This window comes from Thermus sp. CCB_US3_UF1, from assembly GCF_000236585.1.
Classification (GTDB): Bacteria; Deinococcota; Deinococci; order Deinococcales; family Thermaceae; genus Thermus.
Window position 1 is genome coordinate 640,647 of the sequence record NC_017278.1, and the last position, 18,488, is coordinate 659,134.

Annotated in this window: 17 protein-coding genes; 7 read left to right on the top strand and 10 right to left on the bottom strand. The window is 68.7% G+C overall.

Annotated features, from left to right (window positions below; genetic code table 11):
- Window positions 1–63: 63 nt before the first annotated feature.
- Window positions 64–507 (bottom strand): type II 3-dehydroquinate dehydratase, encoded by a 444-nt coding sequence (gene aroQ / locus TCCBUS3UF1_RS03210; protein WP_014515065.1) that lies wholly within the window; start codon window positions 505–507, stop codon window positions 64–66.
- Window positions 508–531: 24 nt separating this feature from the next.
- Between aroQ and TCCBUS3UF1_RS03215 the strand changes: the two genes are divergently transcribed.
- Window positions 532–1,503: a peptidoglycan DD-metalloendopeptidase family protein gene (locus TCCBUS3UF1_RS03215; RefSeq protein ID WP_014515066.1), complete on the top strand. Its 972-nt coding sequence runs from the start codon at window positions 532–534 to the stop codon at window positions 1,501–1,503.
- Here the strand turns inward: TCCBUS3UF1_RS03215 and TCCBUS3UF1_RS03220 are convergent.
- Window positions 1,495–2,718, bottom strand: coding sequence for a class I SAM-dependent RNA methyltransferase (locus TCCBUS3UF1_RS03220; RefSeq protein WP_014515067.1), 1,224 nt, complete (start codon window positions 2,716–2,718; stop codon window positions 1,495–1,497). The two genes, TCCBUS3UF1_RS03215 and TCCBUS3UF1_RS03220, sit on opposite strands and share 9 nt — an antisense overlap.
- 42 nt (window positions 2,719–2,760) lie before the next feature.
- Between TCCBUS3UF1_RS03220 and TCCBUS3UF1_RS03225 the strand changes: the two genes are divergently transcribed.
- The 6 genes from TCCBUS3UF1_RS03225 to TCCBUS3UF1_RS03250 are packed head-to-tail and all read left to right on the top strand — an operon-like array spanning window position 2,761 to window position 10,038.
- Complete coding sequence (locus tag TCCBUS3UF1_RS03225) at window positions 2,761–3,414, top strand: response regulator transcription factor (protein ID WP_014515068.1); 654 nt, start codon at window positions 2,761–2,763, stop codon at window positions 3,412–3,414.
- Window positions 3,414–4,403, top strand: coding sequence for a M20/M25/M40 family metallo-hydrolase (locus tag TCCBUS3UF1_RS03230; protein WP_014515069.1), 990 nt, complete (start codon window positions 3,414–3,416; stop codon window positions 4,401–4,403). The genes TCCBUS3UF1_RS03225 and TCCBUS3UF1_RS03230 overlap by 1 nt, the downstream gene beginning before the upstream one ends.
- Before the next feature lie 5 nt (window positions 4,404–4,408).
- Window positions 4,409–5,245, top strand: coding sequence for a hypothetical protein (locus tag TCCBUS3UF1_RS03235; protein WP_041433723.1), 837 nt, complete (start codon window positions 4,409–4,411; stop codon window positions 5,243–5,245).
- A 52-nt stretch (window positions 5,246–5,297) separates the two neighbouring features.
- Complete coding sequence (locus TCCBUS3UF1_RS03240) at window positions 5,298–7,034, top strand: ABC transporter ATP-binding protein (protein WP_014515071.1); 1,737 nt, start codon at window positions 5,298–5,300, stop codon at window positions 7,032–7,034.
- On the top strand, window positions 7,031–8,836 hold the full coding sequence (locus TCCBUS3UF1_RS03245; RefSeq protein ID WP_014515072.1) for an ABC transporter ATP-binding protein: 1,806 nt from the start codon (window positions 7,031–7,033) through the stop codon (window positions 8,834–8,836). The genes TCCBUS3UF1_RS03240 and TCCBUS3UF1_RS03245 overlap by 4 nt, the downstream gene beginning before the upstream one ends.
- A gap of 8 nt (window positions 8,837–8,844) precedes the next feature.
- Window positions 8,845–10,038 (top strand): folylpolyglutamate synthase/dihydrofolate synthase family protein, encoded by a 1,194-nt coding sequence (locus TCCBUS3UF1_RS03250; RefSeq protein ID WP_041433725.1) that lies wholly within the window; start codon window positions 8,845–8,847, stop codon window positions 10,036–10,038.
- Here TCCBUS3UF1_RS03250 and TCCBUS3UF1_RS03255 read toward each other — a convergent pair.
- From TCCBUS3UF1_RS03255 to TCCBUS3UF1_RS03290, 8 genes are all read right to left on the bottom strand, one after another.
- The gene (locus TCCBUS3UF1_RS03255; protein WP_014515074.1) at window positions 9,995–11,044 is read right to left on the bottom strand and encodes a protease complex subunit PrcB family protein; all 1,050 of its coding nucleotides are present in this window, start codon (window positions 11,042–11,044) and stop codon (window positions 9,995–9,997) included. The two genes, TCCBUS3UF1_RS03250 and TCCBUS3UF1_RS03255, sit on opposite strands and share 44 nt — an antisense overlap.
- Before the next feature lie 46 nt (window positions 11,045–11,090).
- Window positions 11,091–12,110: an ABC transporter permease gene (locus TCCBUS3UF1_RS03260; protein WP_014515075.1), complete on the bottom strand. Its 1,020-nt coding sequence runs from the start codon at window positions 12,108–12,110 to the stop codon at window positions 11,091–11,093.
- Window positions 12,103–13,023, bottom strand: a complete 921-nt coding sequence (nikB, locus tag TCCBUS3UF1_RS03265) for a nickel ABC transporter permease (protein ID WP_014515076.1) — start codon at window positions 13,021–13,023, stop codon at window positions 12,103–12,105. The genes TCCBUS3UF1_RS03260 and nikB overlap by 8 nt, the downstream gene beginning before the upstream one ends.
- Window positions 13,024–13,081: 58 nt before the next feature.
- Window positions 13,082–14,590, bottom strand: a complete 1,509-nt coding sequence (locus TCCBUS3UF1_RS03270) for a glutathione ABC transporter substrate-binding protein (protein WP_014515077.1) — start codon at window positions 14,588–14,590, stop codon at window positions 13,082–13,084.
- 87 nt (window positions 14,591–14,677) lie between these two features.
- Window positions 14,678–15,391, bottom strand: a complete 714-nt coding sequence (locus TCCBUS3UF1_RS03275) for an ABC transporter ATP-binding protein (RefSeq protein ID WP_014515078.1) — start codon at window positions 15,389–15,391, stop codon at window positions 14,678–14,680.
- Window positions 15,388–16,167 (bottom strand): ABC transporter ATP-binding protein, encoded by a 780-nt coding sequence (locus TCCBUS3UF1_RS03280; RefSeq protein WP_014515079.1) that lies wholly within the window; start codon window positions 16,165–16,167, stop codon window positions 15,388–15,390. The genes TCCBUS3UF1_RS03275 and TCCBUS3UF1_RS03280 overlap by 4 nt, the downstream gene beginning before the upstream one ends.
- Window positions 16,164–17,492: a branched-chain amino acid ABC transporter permease gene (locus tag TCCBUS3UF1_RS03285; RefSeq protein ID WP_014515080.1), complete on the bottom strand. Its 1,329-nt coding sequence runs from the start codon at window positions 17,490–17,492 to the stop codon at window positions 16,164–16,166. Before TCCBUS3UF1_RS03285 ends, TCCBUS3UF1_RS03280 begins: the two co-directional genes overlap by 4 nt.
- The gene (locus TCCBUS3UF1_RS03290; protein ID WP_014515081.1) at window positions 17,489–18,457 is read right to left on the bottom strand and encodes a branched-chain amino acid ABC transporter permease; all 969 of its coding nucleotides are present in this window, start codon (window positions 18,455–18,457) and stop codon (window positions 17,489–17,491) included. The genes TCCBUS3UF1_RS03285 and TCCBUS3UF1_RS03290 overlap by 4 nt, the downstream gene beginning before the upstream one ends.
- Window positions 18,458–18,488 lie beyond the last annotated feature (31 nt).

The window sequence follows — 18,488 nt, forward strand, 5'->3', positions numbered from 1 at the left end:
CAGAAGCGAGGGGTTGGCAGGAAAGCAAAAATTTGCCCAAGAAGGGCGGGGGATGGCCCGGGGTTAGGCGGGGCCCACCTCCAGGGTTTCGGCCAGGTAGGTGAGGGCCAGCTTGTAGGAGAGGGGGCCGAAGCCGGAGACGATCCCCCGGCAGGCCCCTGCGGTTACGGAGTGCTGGCGGAAGGGTTCCCGGGCGTGGAGGTTGCTGAGGTGGACCTCCACCACGGGAAGGGGCTGGGCCTTGATGGCGTCCAGGAGGGCGTAGGAGTAGTGGGTGAGGGCCCCGGGGTTGAGGACGATGGCCATAAACCCCTCCCTGTGGGCCTGCTGCACCCACTCGATGAGCTGGCCCTCGTAGTTGGTCTGCCGGAAGGCCACCCCCAGGCCCAGCTCCGCCCCCCAGGCCTCGCACAGGGCCTCCAGTTCCTCCAGGGTGGTCCGGCCGTAGACCTCGGGCTCCCGCTGGCCCAAGAGGTTGAGGTTGGGACCATTCAGGATCAGCACCATAGGGTCTCCCTATAGGATAAGCCCATGGGCCGGCTTGGGGCGCTTTTCCTCCTTTTCCTTTCCGCCTGGGCCCAGACCCATACCGTGGCCCCCGGGGAGACCCTTTTTTCCATCGCCCGGCGTTACGGGACCACGGTGGAGGCCCTGGCCCACCTCAACGGTCTGGAGGACCCCAACCGCCTCCGGGCGGGGCAGGTCCTGCGGATCAGGGCGGGCCTCGAGCTTCCCCTCCCCCAAGGCCGCCTCCGCCTCCTCCCTCCCGTCCAGGGCCAGGCCCTGGGGCTCCGGGTGGAGGGGTACCGGGCAGGGTGGGCGGAGTTTCTGGGGGTGCGCTACCCCCTGGCCCTGGGGGAGGGGGGGCTTTGGGGCTTCCTGGCCGTGGGGGCCCTGGTGGCGCCGGGGGAGTACCCCTTGGTCTTGGTCCTCGAGGGGGAGGAGGTTTCCCTCCCCCTCCGGGTGGCCCCCGGGGGGTACGCCAAGGAGACCCTGGCCCTCACCCCTTCCCTGGAGCAGCTCCTCCGGGACCCCGGGCTCAAGGCGGAGCGAAGGAAGGTGGTGGAGGCCTGCCCCAAGGCCGGGTCCCTCCGCCTCCAGGGTCCCTTGCGCCCTCCCCTGGAGGGGGGAAGGGTGACGAGCCCCTTCGGCACCCGGCGGCGCTACGGCACCCTCTTCACCTCCTACCACGAGGGCCTGGACTTCGCCGCTTCCCTTGGGACCCCGGTGCGGGCGGCAGCCCCGGGGGTGGTGGTCCTCTCCGAGCGGCTGAAGGCGCGGGGGGAGGCGGTGGTCCTGACCCACGGCATGGGGCTTTGCACCGGGTACTGGCACCTTTCCCAGCGGTGGGTGCGGGTGGGGGAGGAGGTAAGGGCGGGGCAGGTCCTGGGCCTCTTAGGGAATACAGGGCTTTCCACCGGGCCCCACCTGCACCTGGAGGTCCGCCTCCAGGGGGTGCCCGTGGACCCCGCCCCCTGGTTCCAAGCCCTTCCCCTACCCTAGGCGGAGGAGGGAGAGAACCTCCACGTGGTGGGTGAAGGGGAAGAAGTCGTAAGGGCGGGCGAAGGCCAGGCGGTACCCGCCCCGCACCAGCTCCCCCACGTCCCGGGCCCAGGTGGCGGGGTTGCAGGCCATGTAGAGCACCTCCTCGGGGCGGGCCTCCAGGAGGTAGGCCCGCACCTCGGGGGAGAGGCCGGAGCGGGGTGGGTCCAGGACCACCAGGTCAAAGGCCCCAAGCCGCGCCGCCTCCCGGGCATCCCCCCGGTGGAAGCGGACGTTGGCCACCCCCAGGCGCTTCCGGTCCTCCTCCCCCCGGCGCACCGCCTCCTTGCTGATCTCCACCGCCACCACCTTCCTGAAGCGGGGGGCGAGGAGGAGGGAGAGGAGGCCGCTGCCGGCGTAGAGCTCCAGGGCCCTTCGCCCCCCCGAGACCAGGCCCTGGGCCTCCTCCAGAAGCTCCCCCGCGGCCAGGGGGTTCACCTGGCTGAAGCTTTCCACGCTCACCGTGGCCGTGAGGGGGCCGAAGCGCTCCAGGAGGGTTCTCTCCCCGTGAAGGGGCATGGTCCTCCCGCGGAAGCGCCCTTTGGGGGAAGCCTCTCCCCAGACCACCCCGGCGAAGCCTTCCTTCACCAGGGCCTTGGCGGGGCGCTTCAGGGCCTCGGGGTGGCCCCCGATGAGGCCGAGGAGCACCCTTCCCTCCAGAAGGCTTCCCCTAAGGGCCACCTCCTCCACGGGGAGGGGCCAGGTCTGGAGGAGGGCGAAGGCCCAGGCCAGGGGCTCGGCCAGGAGGGGGTCTTCCTCCAGCCGGAGGAGGGACCAGCCCTCCGGCTGGCGGTAGGCCAGCCCCCCTAGGGGATGGCGGGCGTACTGGGCGGCGGTGCGGTAGCCCAGGGCCCTGGGGGAAGGGCGGATGGGGGCAAGGGGAAAGGAGAGCTTGGCGATGCGCTCCAGGGCGTCCCGCACCAGCCCTTCCTTGAGGGGAAGCTGGCTTTCGTAGCGGAGGGGCAGGTCGGCGGAGGGGGGCAGGGGGTGGGGGTAGCGGTCGGGCCGCCCCTCCAGCACCTCCACCTCCTCCAGGAAAAGGGCCCCCTTGCGGCGCACGGGCCTGCCCCGCACCACCTCTCCCGGCAGGGCTCCCCGGACCAGGACCGCCCCTTCCTCCGTCCGGGCCAGGCCGTAGCCCCCGGGGACCAGCTTCTCCACGGTGAGAACCTTCATCCCTCCACCATACCCGAGACCCCTGGGCGGTAAGATGGAAGGGTGATTCGCGTAGTCTTAGCGGACGACCACGCCCTCTTCCGCCAGGGCTTGAAAAGCCTTTTGGAGGCGGAGGGGGATTTTCGGGTGGTGGGGGAGGCCAAGGACGGCTGGGAGGCCCTGCGGCATGCCCTCGAGGCCAAGCCCGACGTGATCCTCATGGACATCCAGATGCCGGGCCTGGACGGGGTACAGGCCACCCAGGCCATCCTCAAGGAATGGCCCCAGGCCAAGGTCATCATCCTCACCATGTACCGCCAGGACGCCTACGTCTTTGAGGCCGTGAAGGCTGGGGCCCGGGGCTACCTCTTGAAGGATACGGACGCCAGCGACCTCATCGGGGCCATCCGCCGGGTGCATGCGGGGGAGGTGCTTTTGGACGCGGAGCTTGCCGGGCGCATCATCCAGGACTTCCGGGCCAAGAAGGAGGCCAGCACCCCCCTGCACGCCGAGCTTTCCGAGCGGGAGATCCAGATCCTCAAGCTGGTGGCCCAGGGCTACACCAACCTGGAGATCGCCGCGGAGCTCCAGCTTTCCGAGAAGACGGTGCGCAACCGCCTATCGGAGATATTCCAGAAACTTCACCTAAACAACCGCACCCAGGCCGCCCTATACGCCATTCGCGAGGGGTTGGCCCAACCTGAGCCGGAAGAGTAGTGGACCCGGTCCGCTTCCTCCTGGAACTGGCTCCCCTTGCGGGGGAGGAGGCCCGGGGGGCCTACGTGGCCGCCCATCTCCCGGGGGCCCGGCGGGATGGGCTCGGCAACGTGTGGGCCGGGGAGGGGAAGGTGCTCCTCCTGGCCCATCTGGACACCGTCCTCCCCCCCGAGCCCCCCAGGCGGGCGGGGGAGCGGCTTTACGCCCCCGGGGTGGGGGATAACTCCTCGGGGGTGGCCGTGCTCCTCTCCCTGCCCGAAAGGCCCGGGGTGGTGCGGGGCTTCACCGTGGGGGAGGAGGGCCTAGGGAACCTCAAGGGGGCCCGGGCCCTGGTGGAGGCCCTTGCCCCCCAGGTGGTGGTGGCGGTGGACGGCTACCTCCCCGGGGTCGTGGACCGGGCCTTGGGCTCGGTGCGCTTCCGCGTGCGCTTCCTGGGCCGCGGCGGGCACGCCTGGGGGGACAGGGGGACCCCCAACCCCGTCTTTGCCCTGGCCGAGGGCCTTTGGGGGCTTTGGGCCCTTTTCCGGGAGGAGGGGGAGGCGAGCCTGAACGCCTCGGGCCTCGAGGGCGGGGAGGCGGTGAACGCCATCCCCCGGGAGGCCAGTGCCCTTTTGGAGCTGAGGGCCCTCCTTCCCGAGGACCTGGCCCGCCTCTACCGCGCCGCCCAGGAGGTGCTTGAGGGTGCGGCCCGGAGGCACGGGGTGGAGCTGGAGGTAGAGCTTCTGGGGGAGCGCCCTGCGGGCGCCACCGCCACCCCCAGGCTTCGCCAGGCGGCGGAAAGGGCCCTGGCCGCCATCGGGGAGAGGCCCCAGTTCCAGCCGGGCTCCACCGACGCCAGCGCCGCCATTGAGCGGGGTATCCCTGCCCTGGGCCTCGGGGTCTACCGGGGAGGCGGGGCCCATACCCCCGAGGAGTGGGTGCTCCCGCAAAGCCTTTGGCAAGGGCGGCAGGCCCTTCTGGCCTTATTGGAGGCCCTTGGCGTAGGATAGGGCGTATGCGCGTGGGTGTCCTGAAGGGCTTTCTTTCCCGCCGGTACCTGGGCTTCTGGGAGGCCTACCTGGGGGCCTTGGGGGTGGAGGTGGTGCGGGCCGAGGTGCCCCCCGACCGGCGCCAGCCCTACTGCCTGCCCGTACAGGGGCTTTTAGCCCAGGTGGAGGCCCTGAAGGCCCAGGGGGTGGACTACCTCCTCCTCCCCGACCTGCAAGGGGGGGTGGAGTCCGAGCGGGGCGGGGGGGCTTGCCCTTGGCTGTTGGACCTCGAGGCCGCCCTCCTCCGCTACTACCCGGGCCTCCCCCCGGTCCTCAAGGTGCCCGCCGAGCTTTCGGAAAGGACCCTGGGCCGGGCAGGGGAGGTGGGCCAGATCCTCACGCAAAACCCCATGCTGGTGGGCCGGGCCCTGGACCGGGCCAAGGGGCTCCTCAAGCCCCCTCCCCCCCCCAAGACCCCTTTGGGGAGCGTGGGCGTGGTGGCCCAGCCCTACCTCCTGGAGGACGAGGCCTTCCGCCAGGAGGTGGGGGAGGCCTTGGCCCGGGTGGACCTCCTCCCCTACTTCCCCGACCTACCCCCTGAGCGCCTCAGGGAGGAGGGGCAGAAGCTCTTGCCCATGGACCTGCCCACGGACCGGGAGCTTCTCGGCATGCTCCACTACCTGGGGCGCCTGGGCCGGGTGAAGGGGCTTCTCCTGGTGGTCTCCTACGCCTGCCCCCCCATCCCCAGCCTGCTGCGCAGGGCCGCGCGGCGGCTATCCAAGCCCTACCGCCTCCTCACCCTGGGGGAGGACTGGCAGGAGCCCTTGCGGTCCTTGAAGGGGGAGATGACGGGGGAGGCCTAGGGGTGTGCCCCGGCTTCCACAGGCCCAGGGGGGTGGCGGTAGACTGGAGGATATGACCGGTCAGTCACCTTCCCCCCTCCGCCGCCTCCTGCCCTACCTGGCCCCCTACGGGTGGCGCTACGCCCTGGGGGTGGCCCTGGGCCTCCTTTCCATCCTCTTCTTCGTCCTCACCCCCTATTTCCTGCGCCTGGCGGTGGACGCCGTGGGCCACGGGGGGCCTTATGGCCGCTACGCCCTTCTCCTCCTCCTCTCCGCGGGGGTAAGCGCCCTCCTTTCCTACTTCATGCGCCGCCTGGCGGTGGTGGCCAGCCGCCAGGTGGAGTATGACCTGAGGCGGGACCTCTTCCACCACCTCCTCCGCCTGGACCGGGGCTTTTACCACGCCACCCGGGTGGGGGACCTGATGAACCGCCTGAATACCGACCTCTCCGCTGTCCGGGAAATGGTGGGCCCGGGGATCATGATGGGAAGCCGCCTCTCCTTCCTGGTCCTTCTGGCCTTCCTTTCCATGTACGCGGTGGACGCCCGGCTGGCCTTCTACCTCACCCTGATCCTGCCCGCCATCGCCCTGGCCATCTTCTACCTCCTGCGGCTCATTGACCGCCGCTACCGGGAGGCCCAGGAGGCCTTCGACGCCATCAGCACCCTGGCCCAGGAGGCCTTCAGCGGGATAAGGGTGGTCAAGGGGTACGCCCTGGAGGGGCGGATGCTCTCCCGCTTTCAGGAGCTGAACCGGGCCTACATGGCCAAGAGCCTGGCCCTGGCCAAGGTGGAGGGGCCCATGCAGGCCCTTCTGGGCTTTCTCATGGGCTTTGCCTTCCTCACCGTCCTCTGGGTTGGCGGGGGGATGGTGGTCCAGGGGGCGATGAGCGTGGGGGAGCTGGTCCAGTTCAACGCCTACCTGGCCCAGCTCACCTGGCCCATCCTGGGCCTGGGCTGGGTGATGGCCATGTACCAGCGGGGCCTCACCAGCCTCAGGCGCCTCCTGGAGCTTTTGGACCAGAAGCCCGCCATCCAGGACCAAGACCCCTTGCCCTTAAGGCCTAAGGACCTGAGCGGGGAGGTGCGCTTCCAGGGGGTGGGGCTGAGGCTTGGGGGGCGCTGGCTCCTCAAGGACATCACCCTCACCCTCCCCGAGGGCATGACCCTAGGGATCACCGGGCGCACGGGTGCGGGGAAAAGCCTTCTCGCGGCCCTTATCCCCCGCCTTCTGGACCCCACCGAGGGCACGGTCTACGTGGGGGGGTACGAGGCCCGGCGCATCCCCTTGGCCGTCCTGCGCCGGGTGGTGGGGGTGGCGCCCCAGGAGCCCTTCCTCTTTAGCGAAACCCTTTGGGCCAACATCGCCTTCGGCCTGGAAACCCCTGACCGGACGCGGGTGGAATGGGCGGCCAAGCTGGCCGGGATCCACGAGGAGATCCTGGCCTTCCCCAAAGGGTACGAGACCGTGCTGGGGGAGCGGGGGGTAACCCTTTCGGGAGGGCAGAGGCAGCGGGTGGCCCTGGCCCGGGCCCTGGCCAAGACCCCCAGGATCCTTATCCTGGACGATGCCCTAAGCGCCGTGGACACGGAGACCGAGGCCCGGATCCTCCAGGGGCTCAAGACCGTTTTGGGCCGTCAGACCACCCTCCTCATCTCCCACCGCACCGCCACCTTGCGCCATGCTGACTGGATCATCGTCCTGGACGGGGGCAGGATCGTGGAAGAGGGCACCCATGAGAGCCTTCTGGAGGCGGGGGGGCTTTATGCGGAACTGGACCGCATCCAGCGCATGGAGGTGGAGGAATGACCCAGGAGGACGCCTACAGCAAGGCCTTTGACCGGGTGCTCTTTGCCCGCATCCTCCAGTACGTCAAGCCCTACCGCTTCCAGGTGGGCCTGGCCCTTTTCTTCCTCCTCCTCACCACCTTGGCCGCCGCGGCCACGCCGCTTTTTTTCAAATGGGCCATCGACGGGGTCTTGGTTCCTAAGGAGCCCAAGCCCTTGGCCGAGCGCTACGCCCTTCTCCTTTGGATCAGCCTGGGCTTCCTCCTGGTGCGCGGGGTGCATTTCGCCGCCACCTACGGCCAGACCTACCTCATCGGGTGGGTGGGCCAGCGGGTGCTCTTTGACCTAAGGAGCGGCCTCTTCGCCAAGCTCATGCTCCTCCACCCGGGGTTCTACGACAAAAACCCCGTGGGCCGCCTCATGACCCGGGTCACCTCCGATGTGGACGCCATCAACCAGTTCATCACCGGGGGCTTGGTGGGGGTGATCGCCGATTTCTTCACCCTCTTTGGCCTTCTCGCCTTCATGTTGGCCCTAAGCCCCAAGCTCACCCTGGTGGTCCTCCTGGTGGTGCCTGTTCTCCTTTGGGTAACCGCCTGGGTGCGCAACGGCATGCGCGCCGCCTACCGTGAGATGCGCCTCAGGTTGGCCCGGGTGAACGCCGCCTTGCAGGAGAACCTTTCCGGGGTGGAGACCATCCAGCTTTTTGTGCGGGAAAGGGAGCGCGGGGAGGGGTTTGACCGTCTGGCCCAAGACCTCCTGCGTGCCTGGGTGGAGATCGTGCGCTGGTTCGCCCTCTTTTTCCCCGTGGTGGGCTTTCTGGGGGACCTGGCGGTGGCGGGCCTCCTCTACTACGGCGGGGGGGAGGTGGTGCGGGGGGTGGTTTCCTTGGGGCTTCTGGTGGCCTTTGTGGACTACACCCGCCAGCTCTTCCAGCCCCTGCAGGACCTGTCGGATAAGTTCAACCTCTTCCAGGGGGCCATGGCCAGCGCCGAGCGCATCTTCGGGGTCTTGGATGCCGAGGAGGAGCTGAAAGACCCGGAGGACCCCAAGCCCATCGCCCGCTTCCGCGGGGAGGTGGAGTTTAGGGATGTCTGGCTGGCCTACACCCCCAAAGGGGTGGAGCCCACGGAGAAGGACTGGGTGCTCAAGGGGGTTTCCTTCCGCATCCGCCCGGGGGAGAAGGTGGCCCTGGTGGGGGCCACGGGGGCGGGGAAGACCAGCGTGGTGAGCCTCATCGCCCGCTTCTACGACCCGAAGCGGGGCCAGGTGTGCCTTGACGGGGAGGACGTGCGCCGCTACCGCCAGGAGGAGCTGAGGCGGCACGTGGGCATCGTGCTTCAGGACCCCTTCCTCTTTTCTGGGACCATACTGGATAACCTGCGCATCTTTGACGAGGGCATCCCGGAGGAAAGGGTGGAGGAGGTGGCCCGGTTCTTGGGGGTGCACGAGGCCATCCTGCGCCTGCCCCAGGGCTACCATACCCGGGTGGGGGAACGGGGAGCGGGGCTTTCCACGGGGGAGAAGCAGCTTTTGGCCCTGGTGCGGGCCCTCATCTATAGCCCCGACATCCTCCTCATCCTGGACGAGGCCACGGCCAACGTGGATTCGGAAACGGAACGGCGCCTGCAGGAGGCCCTTTACAAGGCCATGGAAGGGCGGACCTCCATCGTCATCGCCCACCGCCTCTCCACCATCCGCCGGGTGGACCGCATCCTGGTCTTCCGCAAGGGGCGGCTGGTGGAGGAGGGCACCCACGAGGAGCTTTTGCAGCGGGGCGGGTACTACGCCACCCTTTACCGCCTCCAGTACGCTGAGGGGTAGGGGTGGGCATGACCTACCGCGAGGCCTTGGAATGGCTCTTCGCCCGCCGCCGCCAGGGGGAGCGGGGCACCGGGCGGGTGCGGGAGGTTCTCCGCCGCTTGGGCCACCCTGAGGACGCTTTCCCGGCGGTGCACGTCCTGGGGACCAACGGCAAGGGCAGCGTGGTGGCCTACCTCGAGGCCGCCTTCCGCGCCGCCGGCCTCCCCTTTGGGGCCTACACCAGCCCCCACCTCCTGGACTTCCGCGAAAGGATCCGCACCCACCTGGGCCTGATTCCCGAGGAAAGGGTGGTGGCCTTTGCGGCCTGGGCCATGGGGGAAGCCTGGCCGGAGCCCCCCGGCTTCTTCGACCTGGCCACGGCCTTGGCCTTCCTGCACTTCCGGGAGCGGGGGGTGGCCCTGGCGGCGGTGGAGGCGGGGGTGGGGGGGGAGAAGGACGCCACCAACGCCCTTTCCCGGGTAGCCCTCACCGTCCTCACCCACGTGGGAGAGGACCACCTGGAGGCCCTGGGGGGGAGCCTCGAGGCCGTAGCCCGGGACAAGGCGGGGGCCTTCCGCCCCGGGGTTCCCGTGGTCACGGGGGCCAGGGGGGTGGGGCTGGAGGTGGCGGCCAGGCTGGCCCGGGAGCGGGGCGCGCCCCTCTACCTCCTGGACCCGGAGGACCCCCTTTTCGCCCTCCCCGCTCCCCCCGGCCTGCGCGGGGCCTTCCAAGAGGAAAACGCCCGCCTGGCCGCCGCGGCCTTGCGGCTTTTGGGCTTCCCCGAAGGGGTGATCGCCCAGGGCCTACGGGAGGCCAGAAACCCGGGAAGGCTGGAGCGCTTCCTCCTGGGGAGGGTAGAGGTGTACCTGGACGGGGCCCATAACCCCCCTGCGGCCCAGGCCCTGGCCCGGGAGTTTGCCGGCTACCACCTCGTCTTTGGCGCCTTCCCCCGGAAGGACGTGGCCGGCATGTTGGCCCACCTCCTGCCCAAGGCGGCCAGCGTCCGCTTTGCCCAGGCAGGGCAAGGGGCCCTGGGACGGGAACTGGGGGAGCCCTTTTTCCCCGACCCCTGGGAAGCCCTCCTGGACGCGGCGGGGAAGGCCCTAGAGGACGGCTTGCCCGTTTTGGCCACGGGTTCCCTTTACCTGGTGGGGGCCTTGCGGGGGCGCTTGGCTCCCTTCACTCCCGGGCTTCCGCCAGGGTCCTCCCCCCAGGATCGGTGAAGACCACCCGGCTCACCCGCTCCAGCTCCAGGAGCACATAGGGGCTGGTGAGGGCCTGGGTGACGATGGCCCCGGGCTGGGGGGAGGCGAGGCTGAGGACCACCCGGGCGGTGCCGGCGCTATAGGTTACGCCGGCCACCTCCAGCCTGTACCCCCCCGTGGGCTTTAGGCCCCAGAAGAAGGCGGCCACGCTGCGGGTGCGGAAGTCCACGCTGGGGGCAGGGGGCCGGGGAAGGCGGTTGCCCACCGCCAGGTTCCAGACCTCGGCGAAGCGGGTGGGGTTGTTGGCCAGGTAGGCCCGGGCCTCGGTTTCGGCGTAGGCGGCGTTGGCACCCTGGTCCAACACCCGGTAGAGGGGGGCGGGAGGGCTCACCAACTCCACTCTAAGCCCGTACTGCACCAAAAGCCCTCCCACCCGGTAGGCGTCGGGGGCCGGGTCCAGGGCCAGGGGTCGGAGGACGGGCTCGTAAAGCTCAAAAAGGACCACCTGCCGCCCTCCTCGCCGGGCCAGGATCTCCCGCAGGAGCACGCCCGTTTCCCCCGCGGTAAAGGCGTAAAGGTCGGGGCTTTGGTAAGCGGTGGGTTGGACCAGGGTGCGCCTTTCCCCCTCCCTTAGGCTTCCTGTAAGCCGCACCCAGCCCACCCCGTCGTAGAGCCAGGTGGTCCGCAAGGGGGCCTGGGCCCGGACCTCCACCAGGCTTCCAGAAACCCCCCGCACCGCCTCCGCCAGAGGTTTTAGGGCCGGACCCACCTCCCGCAGCACCGGGTTCCCCTCCACCCAAAGGGCCCCGGGAACCGCCCATAGGCTTTCCCCCAAGGCCTTTTCCAGGCGCAGGGGCTTCCCGGCCAGCCTCACCTCCCGGGGCTCCCCGTAGAAGTAGGTCCAGCGCTCCGTGGCCTCGGGAAAAAGGAGCTGGGCCTCGGCCACCCGGTAGCCCGAGCCCTCCAGCACCTGGCAGGCGGCCAGGAGGGGCAGGAGGAGGGGGAAGAGCAGGCCTTTTCTCATGGTTCCATGATACCCCTGCCGGCGGGGAGGGGCTTTGAGCCTTCCTTTAGTGGCTTCGAGGGTCTAGGGCGTCGCGGAGGGCATCCCCTAGAAGGTTGAAGGCCAGGACCAGGCCCACGATGGCCAACCCCGGAAAGGTGGCCACATGGGGGGCCACGGCCAGGTACTCCCGCCCCCGGGCCAGCATCAGCCCCCACTCGGGCTCCGGGGGCCTGGCCCCCAGGCCCAGGAAACCCAGGCCCGCGGCGAAGAGGATGGCGATGGCCATCTGCAGGCTGGTCTGGATCAGGATGGGGCCCAGGGCGTTGGGCAGGAGGTGGCGCAGGAGGATGCGGCCGTGGGAAGCCCCCAGGGCCCGGGCGGCCTCCACGTAGTCCAGGGCCTTCAGGGAGAGGACCCCCCCCCGGACCAGGCGGGCGTAGATGGGGATGGCGGCGATGCCCACCGCGATCATGGCGTTGCCCAGGCCCGTGCCCAGGATGGCCACCAGGACGATGGCCAAAAGGATCCCGGGAAAGGCCAGCATCACGTCCACCAGGCGCTGCACCAGGAGGTCCATCCTGCCCCCGAAGTAGGCGGAGAGGGCCCCCAGGGGCGCCCCCAGGAAGAGGCCGATGCTGACCGCCACCAGGCCGATGCTCAGGGAAACGGGGATGCCGTAGAGGATGCGGGAGAAAAGGTCCCGCCCCTGCTCGTCGGTGCCCAGGAGGTAGAGGCGGACCGGACCCTCCACGCCGAAGAGGTGGAGGTTACCCCGAAGCCCAAGCCACTGCCACTCGTCTCCCCGGACCAGGAGCCGTACGGGGTATTTTTGGCTCCAGTCCACCTGGACGCCTTCCAGGGGGTGCCGGTAGGCGGGGCTCACGTAAAGGCCCACCTCTCCTTGGGGGCCCCTTAGGCTGACCCCTGCCAGGGGGGGGACGTAGGCGCTGCGCAGGTCCTGGGCGTAGGGGGAGTAGGGGGCCAGGAAGGGGGCGAAAAGGGCGCCCAGGAGGTAAAGGAGGAGGAGGAGGCTTCCCGCCTGGGCCAGGCGGTTGCGGCGGAAGCGGCGCCAGGGTCTAGTCATAGCGTACCCTCGGGTCAATCCAGGCGTAGAGGAGGTCCACGAGGAGGTTCACCAGGATGAAGCTAAAGGCCACCAGGAGCACGGCCCCTTGCACCACCGGGTAGTCCCGGGCCAGGATGGAGCCCACCAGGAGCTGCCCCAGACCCGGCCAGGCGAAGATGGTCTCGGTGATCACCGCCCCCGCCAGGAGGGAGCCAAACTCCAGCCCGGCCACGGTGACCACGGGGATGAGGGCGTTGCGCAGGGCGTGCTTGAGGATCACCACCCGCTCGGAAACCCCCTTGGCCCGGGCGGTGCGGATGTAGTCCTGGGAGAGGACCTCCAGGAGGGTTCCCCGGGTCATGCGGGCCAGGAGGGCGGTGGCGTTCACCCCTAGGGTGATGGCGGGGAGGACCAGGTGGGCCAGGGTGCCCTTGCCGGCCACGGGAAACCAACCCAGCTCCACGGAGAAGATGAGGATGGCCAGAAGCCCGAACCAGAAGACGGGCATGGAAACCCCCACGAGGGCCAGGACCATGACCGCAAGGTCCAGGCCGCTTCCCGGGCGGAGGGCGGCCAGGATGCCCAGGGGGATGCCCGTGAGGAGGGCCACCAGGATGGCGGCGCTGGCCAGCTGCACCGTGTTGGGGAAGTAGGTCTTGAGCTCCTCCAGGACGGGCCGACGGCTTTTGGCCGACTCCCCCAGGTCCCCTTGGGCCAAAGCCTTCAGGTAGAGGAGGAACTGCTCCGGCAAGGGGCGGTCCAGGCCGTAGCGGGCGCGGATGGCCTCGAGGGTCTCCGGGGTGGCGAACTCCCCCGCCAGGAGCACCGCCGGGTCCCCTGGGGCCAGGCGCACCATGAGGAAGACCAGGAGCACCACCCCAAAGAGGGTGGGGAGGGCGATGAGAAGACGCCTAAGGGCGTAGGTCAGCATTCTGCCTCAGGAAGGCCCCGTGGGGCGGGCCCCACGGGGGCGGTAGGGGGCTTGGGGTTTAGCGGAAGCGGGCCTTGTAGGCCAGGTAGCGCTCCGTGGGGTGAACGATGAAGCCCTGGACCTCCTGGCGGACGGCGGTCACCTGCACCTCGGAGTGCAGGAAGAGCCAGGGGGCGTTCTGCCAGATCCGGGTCATGGCCTCCCGGTAGAGCTGCTGACGGCCCTGGGGCAGGGTGGAGATGCGGGCCTGGGCCAGGAGCTTGTCCACCTCGGCGTTCTTGAAGAAGGAACGGTTGAAGCCAGGAGCCCACTGGCTGGAGTGGAAGAGGGGGTAAAGCCCGTAGTCCGCATCCCCCGTCACCGTACCCCAGCCCAGCATGGCCATCTGGATCCGGTTGTCCTTGAGGGGACGCTGGGTTTCCTGCAGGTAGGCCCCCCACTCCAGGGTCTGGATGGTGGCCTCCACCCCTACCCGGCGGAGCTGGCCCTGGATGGCCTCGCACACCTGGATGTCCTGGAAGTAGCGGCCCGTGGGGCAGTGGAGGGTGACCCTAAAGGGGGTGCTCACCCCCGCCTGGCGCAGGAGCTCCTGGGCCCGCTGGGGGTTGTACTCGTACTTGCCCACGGGGGTGTAGCCGAAGATCCCCGGGGCGATGGGGGCATCGGAAACCCGGCCAATGCCGCCCAGGACAAACTGCAGGATCTCTTCCTTGTTCACCGCGTGGTTCAGGGCCTGGCGCACCCGCACGTCGTTGAAGGGGGGGCGTTGGGTGTTGAAGTAGATGTAGATGGTGCGCAGGCTGGGGGTGCGCACCACCTCAATGGCTCGGTTGGCCTGGAGGCGGGCGATGTCCTGGGGCGGGATCCGTACCGCCACGTGGGCCTGGCCCGTCTCCACCAGGGCCACCCGGGTGGTGCCTTCGGGCACGGGGATGAAGCGCACCTGGGGGATGGGCGGCTTCTCGCCCCAGTAGTTTTCGTTGCGCACCAGGTCCACGAACTGGCCCTTTTGCCAGGCCTGGAAGCGGTAGGGGCCGGTGCCCACGGGGTTGTCCCGGTACTGGGCCCCGAAGCGCTGGATGGCCGCCGGGCTTTGCATGGCCGTGGAGCTATGGGTCAGGTGGGCCAGCACGGGGGCGAAGGGGTTTTTGAGGCGCAGGCGCACGGTGTAGGGGTCCACCACCTCCACCCGCTCCAGCTCGGAGAGGAGGAAGGCGAATGGGCTCGCCAGCTCGCGGGAAACGAAGCGCTCCAGGTTGAACTTCACCGCCTCGGCGTTGAAGGGGGTCCCGTCGTGGAAGGTGATCCCCCGCTTGAGGCGGATGGTAAGGGTTTTGCCTCCGTCGCTGAAGCTATGCCCCTCGGCCAGGAGGGGGACGATCCGCCCCTCAGGGGTAAGCTCAAAGAGGGTTTCGCTGATGTGGGTGACCACCGTGGCCGAGGGGGAGTCTTGGGCCAAGGGGGCGTCCAGGGTGATGGGGTCCGTGCCTTGGGCCACCACCAGGCGCTGCTGGGCCCAGGCCAGGCCCAAAAGGGCTATACCAAAGGCCAGGAGAACGTTTCTCATAGGCACTCCTTTCCAGGGACAAGCCCTAAAGGTTCAGGGAAAGTATATGCGCCCCCGCCAGGAGGGCGCAAGCCCAGGTATGGCCCCTTAGCCTTCCCCCAGGTAGGCCTTCTGCACCTCGGGGTTTTCCGCCAGCTCCCGGGCCGCTCCGGAAAGGGTGATCTGCCCCGTGGCCAGCACGTACCCGCGGTGGGCGATCTGCAGGGCCAGGCGGGCGTTTTGCTCCACCAGGAGGATGGTCTTGCCCTCTTGGTTCAGCCTCTGGATGGTTTCAAAGATGAAGTCCACCAGCACCGGGGCCAGGCCCATGGAAGGCTCGTCCATGAGGAGGATGCGGGGGTTTTGCATCAGGGCCCGGCCGATGGCCAACATCTGCTGCTCCCCACCCGAGAGCGTCCCCCCCTTCTGGCCCCGGCGCTCGTAGAGGCGGGGGAAGAGGGCGAAGACCTGCTCCTTCCTCTCCTGGACCACCTTGCGGTCCCTTTCCAAAAAGGCCCCGATCTCCAGGTTCTCCTCCACGCTGAGCCGGGGGAAGATCTTCCGCCCCTCAGGCACGTGCCCCACGCCCAGGGCCACGATCTGGTGGGCGGGGAGGCGGTGGATGGGCCTTCCCTGGAAGAGGACCTCCCCCTGGCGGGGCCTCACCAGGCCGCTGATGGTGCGCAGGGTGGTGCTCTTTCCCGCCCCGTTGGAGCCGATGAGGGTCACGATCTCCCCCTCTTCCACGCGCAGGGAAACCCCCTTGAGGGCGTGGATGTGGCCATAGTAGGTGTGGACCTCCTTCAGCTCTAGGAGGCTCATGCCGCACCTCCTGCGGCCCCCTTGCCCAGGTAGGCCTCGATGACCCGGGGGTTCTGCCGGACCTCCTCGGGGGTCCCCTCGGCGATCTTGGAGCCGTACTCCAGCACGGCGATGCGGTCGGAGATGCGCATCACGAGGCGCATGTCGTGCTCAATGAGGACGATGGTGATGCCGAGCTCGTCCCGGAGCTTCTGGATGAAGGCCTGAAGCTCCTCGGTCTCCTTGGGGTTCATGCCGGCGGCGGGCTCGTCCAGGAGGAGGAGCCGGGGCCTTAGGGCCAGGGCCCGGGCGATCTCCAGTTTCCGCTGCTCCCCATAAGGGAGGTTCTTGGCCAGCTCGTCCTTGCGGTGCAGCAGGCCCACGTACTCCAGGAGCCGTTTGGCCTCCTCCTCGGCCCGGCGCTCCTCCCGCCGGGCCAGGGGCGTGCGGAAGACCGCGTGGAAGTAGGGCACCCGGATGTGGATGTGCATGCCCACCAGGAGGTTTTCCAGCACGGTCATGGCCCCGAAGAGGCGGATGTTCTGGAAGGTGCGCCCCACCCCCTCCTGGGCGATGCGGTCCGGGGAGAGGCCGGTCACGTCCTTGCCGAAGAGGAGGATCTTCCCCTCATCGGGGGTGTAGATCCCGGTGAGGAGGTTGAAGAAGGTGGTCTTGCCCGCGCCGTTGGGGCCGATGACGGAGAAGATCTCCCCCTGTTCCACGCTGAGGCTCACGTCGTTCACCGCCACCAGGCCGCCAAAGCGCTTGGTGGCGTGGGTGACCTCGAGGGCCTTCATGCTTCCTCCATCTCCGCCTTGTGGCGCTTTTCCGGGATGAGGCCTTCCGGGCGGAAGATCATCATCAGCACTAGGATGAGGCCGAAGACCAGGCGCTCGTACTTGGCAGGGTCCACCTGGCTCGGGATCTGGGGCAGGCTGGTGCGCACGAACTCGCTGAAGCTCTTGAGGATGTCCAGGTTGAGGATGGTGAGGGCCGCGGCCCCCAGGATGGCCCCAGGGATGGAGCCCATGCCCCCCAGGATCACCATGCCCAGGATGGTGATGGAGGCCAACAGGGTAAAGGACTCTGGGGAGACGAAGGTGCGCTGGGCAGCGAAGATCACCCCCATGACCCCGGAGAAGGCCGCCCCGGTCATGAAGGCCAGGAGCTTGGTGGGCAGGAGGGGGATGCCCATGGAGCGGGCGGCGATCTCGTCCTCGCGGATGGCCACCCAGGCCCGGCCGAAGCGGGAGTTGGCCAGGTTCACGTTCACCAGGACCACCAGCCCGATCATGAGGAGGACGAGGAGGTAGAAGAAAAGCTGGTAGTCGGTGGTCTGGTCCAGGCGCACCCCCAGGGCCGCCATGGCCTCCCGGAACCAGTCTATGGGCGGGCGGGCGATGGGGGTGATCCCCTGGGGCCCGTTGGTGAAGTTGATGGGGTGGTCCAGGTTGTTGGCCAGGATCCGCACCACCTCCCCCAGGCCCAGGGTGACGATGGCCAAATAGTCCCCCCTGAGGCGCAGGGCCGGAAGGCCGATGAGGAGGCCGGTGAGGGCGGTGGTGAGGATGGCGATGAGCATGAAGAGGTACACGTACTCCCCGGGGAGGGGGAACTCCCCCTGGAGGAAGTTCTTGGCCTGCTCCGAGCCGAAGATGGCCCAGGTGTAGGCCCCTACGGCGAAGAAGGCCGCGTAGCCCAGGTCCAAAAGCCCCGCCATCCCCACCACCACGTTGAGGCCCAGGGCCATGGCCGCGTAGATGCCGATCTGGATCCCCAGCTCAAAGATGAAGGTGTTGGCGAAGCCGGCCAGGGGAACGGAGAGGAGGAGGATGGCCAGGCCCAAAAGGGCCCGGATCCAGGTGGGGATCCGGGGCAGGGTGGTGAGGGCCACCAGGATGCCTACCAGGCCGATGAGGCCCAGGGTGTTTCCCGAGCCCATGAGGCCCACGGTGAAGGCCAGGGTGAGGAGGGCCAGGTTGAGGGTACGGGCCCCCGGGGAGAGGCGGGCGAAGGCCGAAACCCCTAGGGCCAGGAGGCCCAGGAGGTGGCTCAGGGCCCCCGGGGCCAGGAAGGCCAGGCCCAGGTAGGCCAGGCTGAGGAGGAAGGATAGGGCGCTCATACCTTCTCCTTGACCACCTGTCCGAGGAGGCCTTGGGGCCTTAGGAGCAGGATGAGGATGAGGATGAGGAAGGCCACCACGTCCTTGTACTCCGTGCCGAAGTTCCCGTTCGTCAGGATGGGCAGGTAGGTGCCGAAGAAGTTTTCCAGCTGGCCCAGCACCAGCCCGCCCAGCATGGCCCCGGGGATGTTGCCGATGCCGCCCAGCACCGCGGCGGTGAAGGCCTTGAGGCCGGGGAGGAAGCCCACGTAGGGGGTGATGGTGGTGTACTGCAGGGCGAAGAGCACCCCCGCCACCCCGCCCAGGGACCCGCCGATGAGGAAGGTGCGGGAGATGATGCGGTCGGGGTCAATGCCCATGAGGCTGGCGGTGGAGAGGTCCTGGGCCACGGCGCGGATGGCCACCCCCAGCTTGGTGCGGTTCACCAGGTAGGTGAGGCCCAGGAGCATGAGGATGGAGACCCCCATGAGGATGAAGGATTTGTTCTGGGCGAAGATGGCCCCGCCGAAGAGCTCCACCGAACCCTCGAGGTCCTCCACCGTGCGCATGCGCAGGAAGAACTCGTTGTGCCAGAGGCCTTCGATGAGGCGCACCAGGTCCTGGAGGATGAAGGACACCCCGATGGCGGTGATGAGGGGGACCAGGCGGTTGGTGGTGCCCCGCTTGCGCAAGGGGCGGTAGGCGAAGCGCTCCACCAGGATGGCGGTGAGGCCGGAGATGGCCCCGCCCAGGACCAAGGCCAAGAGGAGGAGCAGGAAGCCGTTTTCCACGTGGGGGGCGAGGTAGCGGAAGACCTCCACCCCCACCACCGCCCCGATCATGAAGATCTCCGAGTGGGCGAAGTTGATGAGCTCCAAGACGCCGTAGACCATGGTGTACCCCAGGGCCACCATGGCGTAGACAAAGCCCAGGATAAAGCCGTCAAAGATGACCTGGGGCAAAAGGACTAGGATTTGCTCCAGCAAGACGCCTCCTTTCTCCGGGCCAAGGGGGTGG

Coding starts and splice junctions, on each gene's coding strand:
- TCCBUS3UF1_RS03260 (WP_014515075.1), bottom strand. CDS start 12,110: ATGACTAGACCCTGGCGCCGCTTCCGCCGCAACCGCCTGGCCCAGGCG.
- TCCBUS3UF1_RS03215 (WP_014515066.1), top strand. CDS start 532: ATGGGCCGGCTTGGGGCGCTTTTCCTCCTTTTCCTTTCCGCCTGGGCC.
- TCCBUS3UF1_RS03280 (WP_014515079.1), bottom strand. CDS start 16,167: ATGAAGGCCCTCGAGGTCACCCACGCCACCAAGCGCTTTGGCGGCCTG.
- aroQ (WP_014515065.1), bottom strand. CDS start 507: ATGGTGCTGATCCTGAATGGTCCCAACCTCAACCTCTTGGGCCAGCGG.
- TCCBUS3UF1_RS03255 (WP_014515074.1), bottom strand. CDS start 11,044: ATGAGAAAAGGCCTGCTCTTCCCCCTCCTCCTGCCCCTCCTGGCCGCC.
- nikB (WP_014515076.1), bottom strand. CDS start 13,023: ATGCTGACCTACGCCCTTAGGCGTCTTCTCATCGCCCTCCCCACCCTC.
- TCCBUS3UF1_RS03235 (WP_041433723.1), top strand. CDS start 4,409: ATGCGCGTGGGTGTCCTGAAGGGCTTTCTTTCCCGCCGGTACCTGGGC.
- TCCBUS3UF1_RS03240 (WP_014515071.1), top strand. CDS start 5,298: ATGACCGGTCAGTCACCTTCCCCCCTCCGCCGCCTCCTGCCCTACCTG.
- TCCBUS3UF1_RS03250 (WP_041433725.1), top strand. CDS start 8,845: ATGACCTACCGCGAGGCCTTGGAATGGCTCTTCGCCCGCCGCCGCCAG.
- TCCBUS3UF1_RS03220 (WP_014515067.1), bottom strand. CDS start 2,718: ATGAAGGTTCTCACCGTGGAGAAGCTGGTCCCCGGGGGCTACGGCCTG.
- TCCBUS3UF1_RS03245 (WP_014515072.1), top strand. CDS start 7,031: ATGACCCAGGAGGACGCCTACAGCAAGGCCTTTGACCGGGTGCTCTTT.
- TCCBUS3UF1_RS03285 (WP_014515080.1), bottom strand. CDS start 17,492: ATGAGCGCCCTATCCTTCCTCCTCAGCCTGGCCTACCTGGGCCTGGCC.
- TCCBUS3UF1_RS03270 (WP_014515077.1), bottom strand. CDS start 14,590: ATGAGAAACGTTCTCCTGGCCTTTGGTATAGCCCTTTTGGGCCTGGCC.
- TCCBUS3UF1_RS03275 (WP_014515078.1), bottom strand. CDS start 15,391: ATGAGCCTCCTAGAGCTGAAGGAGGTCCACACCTACTATGGCCACATC.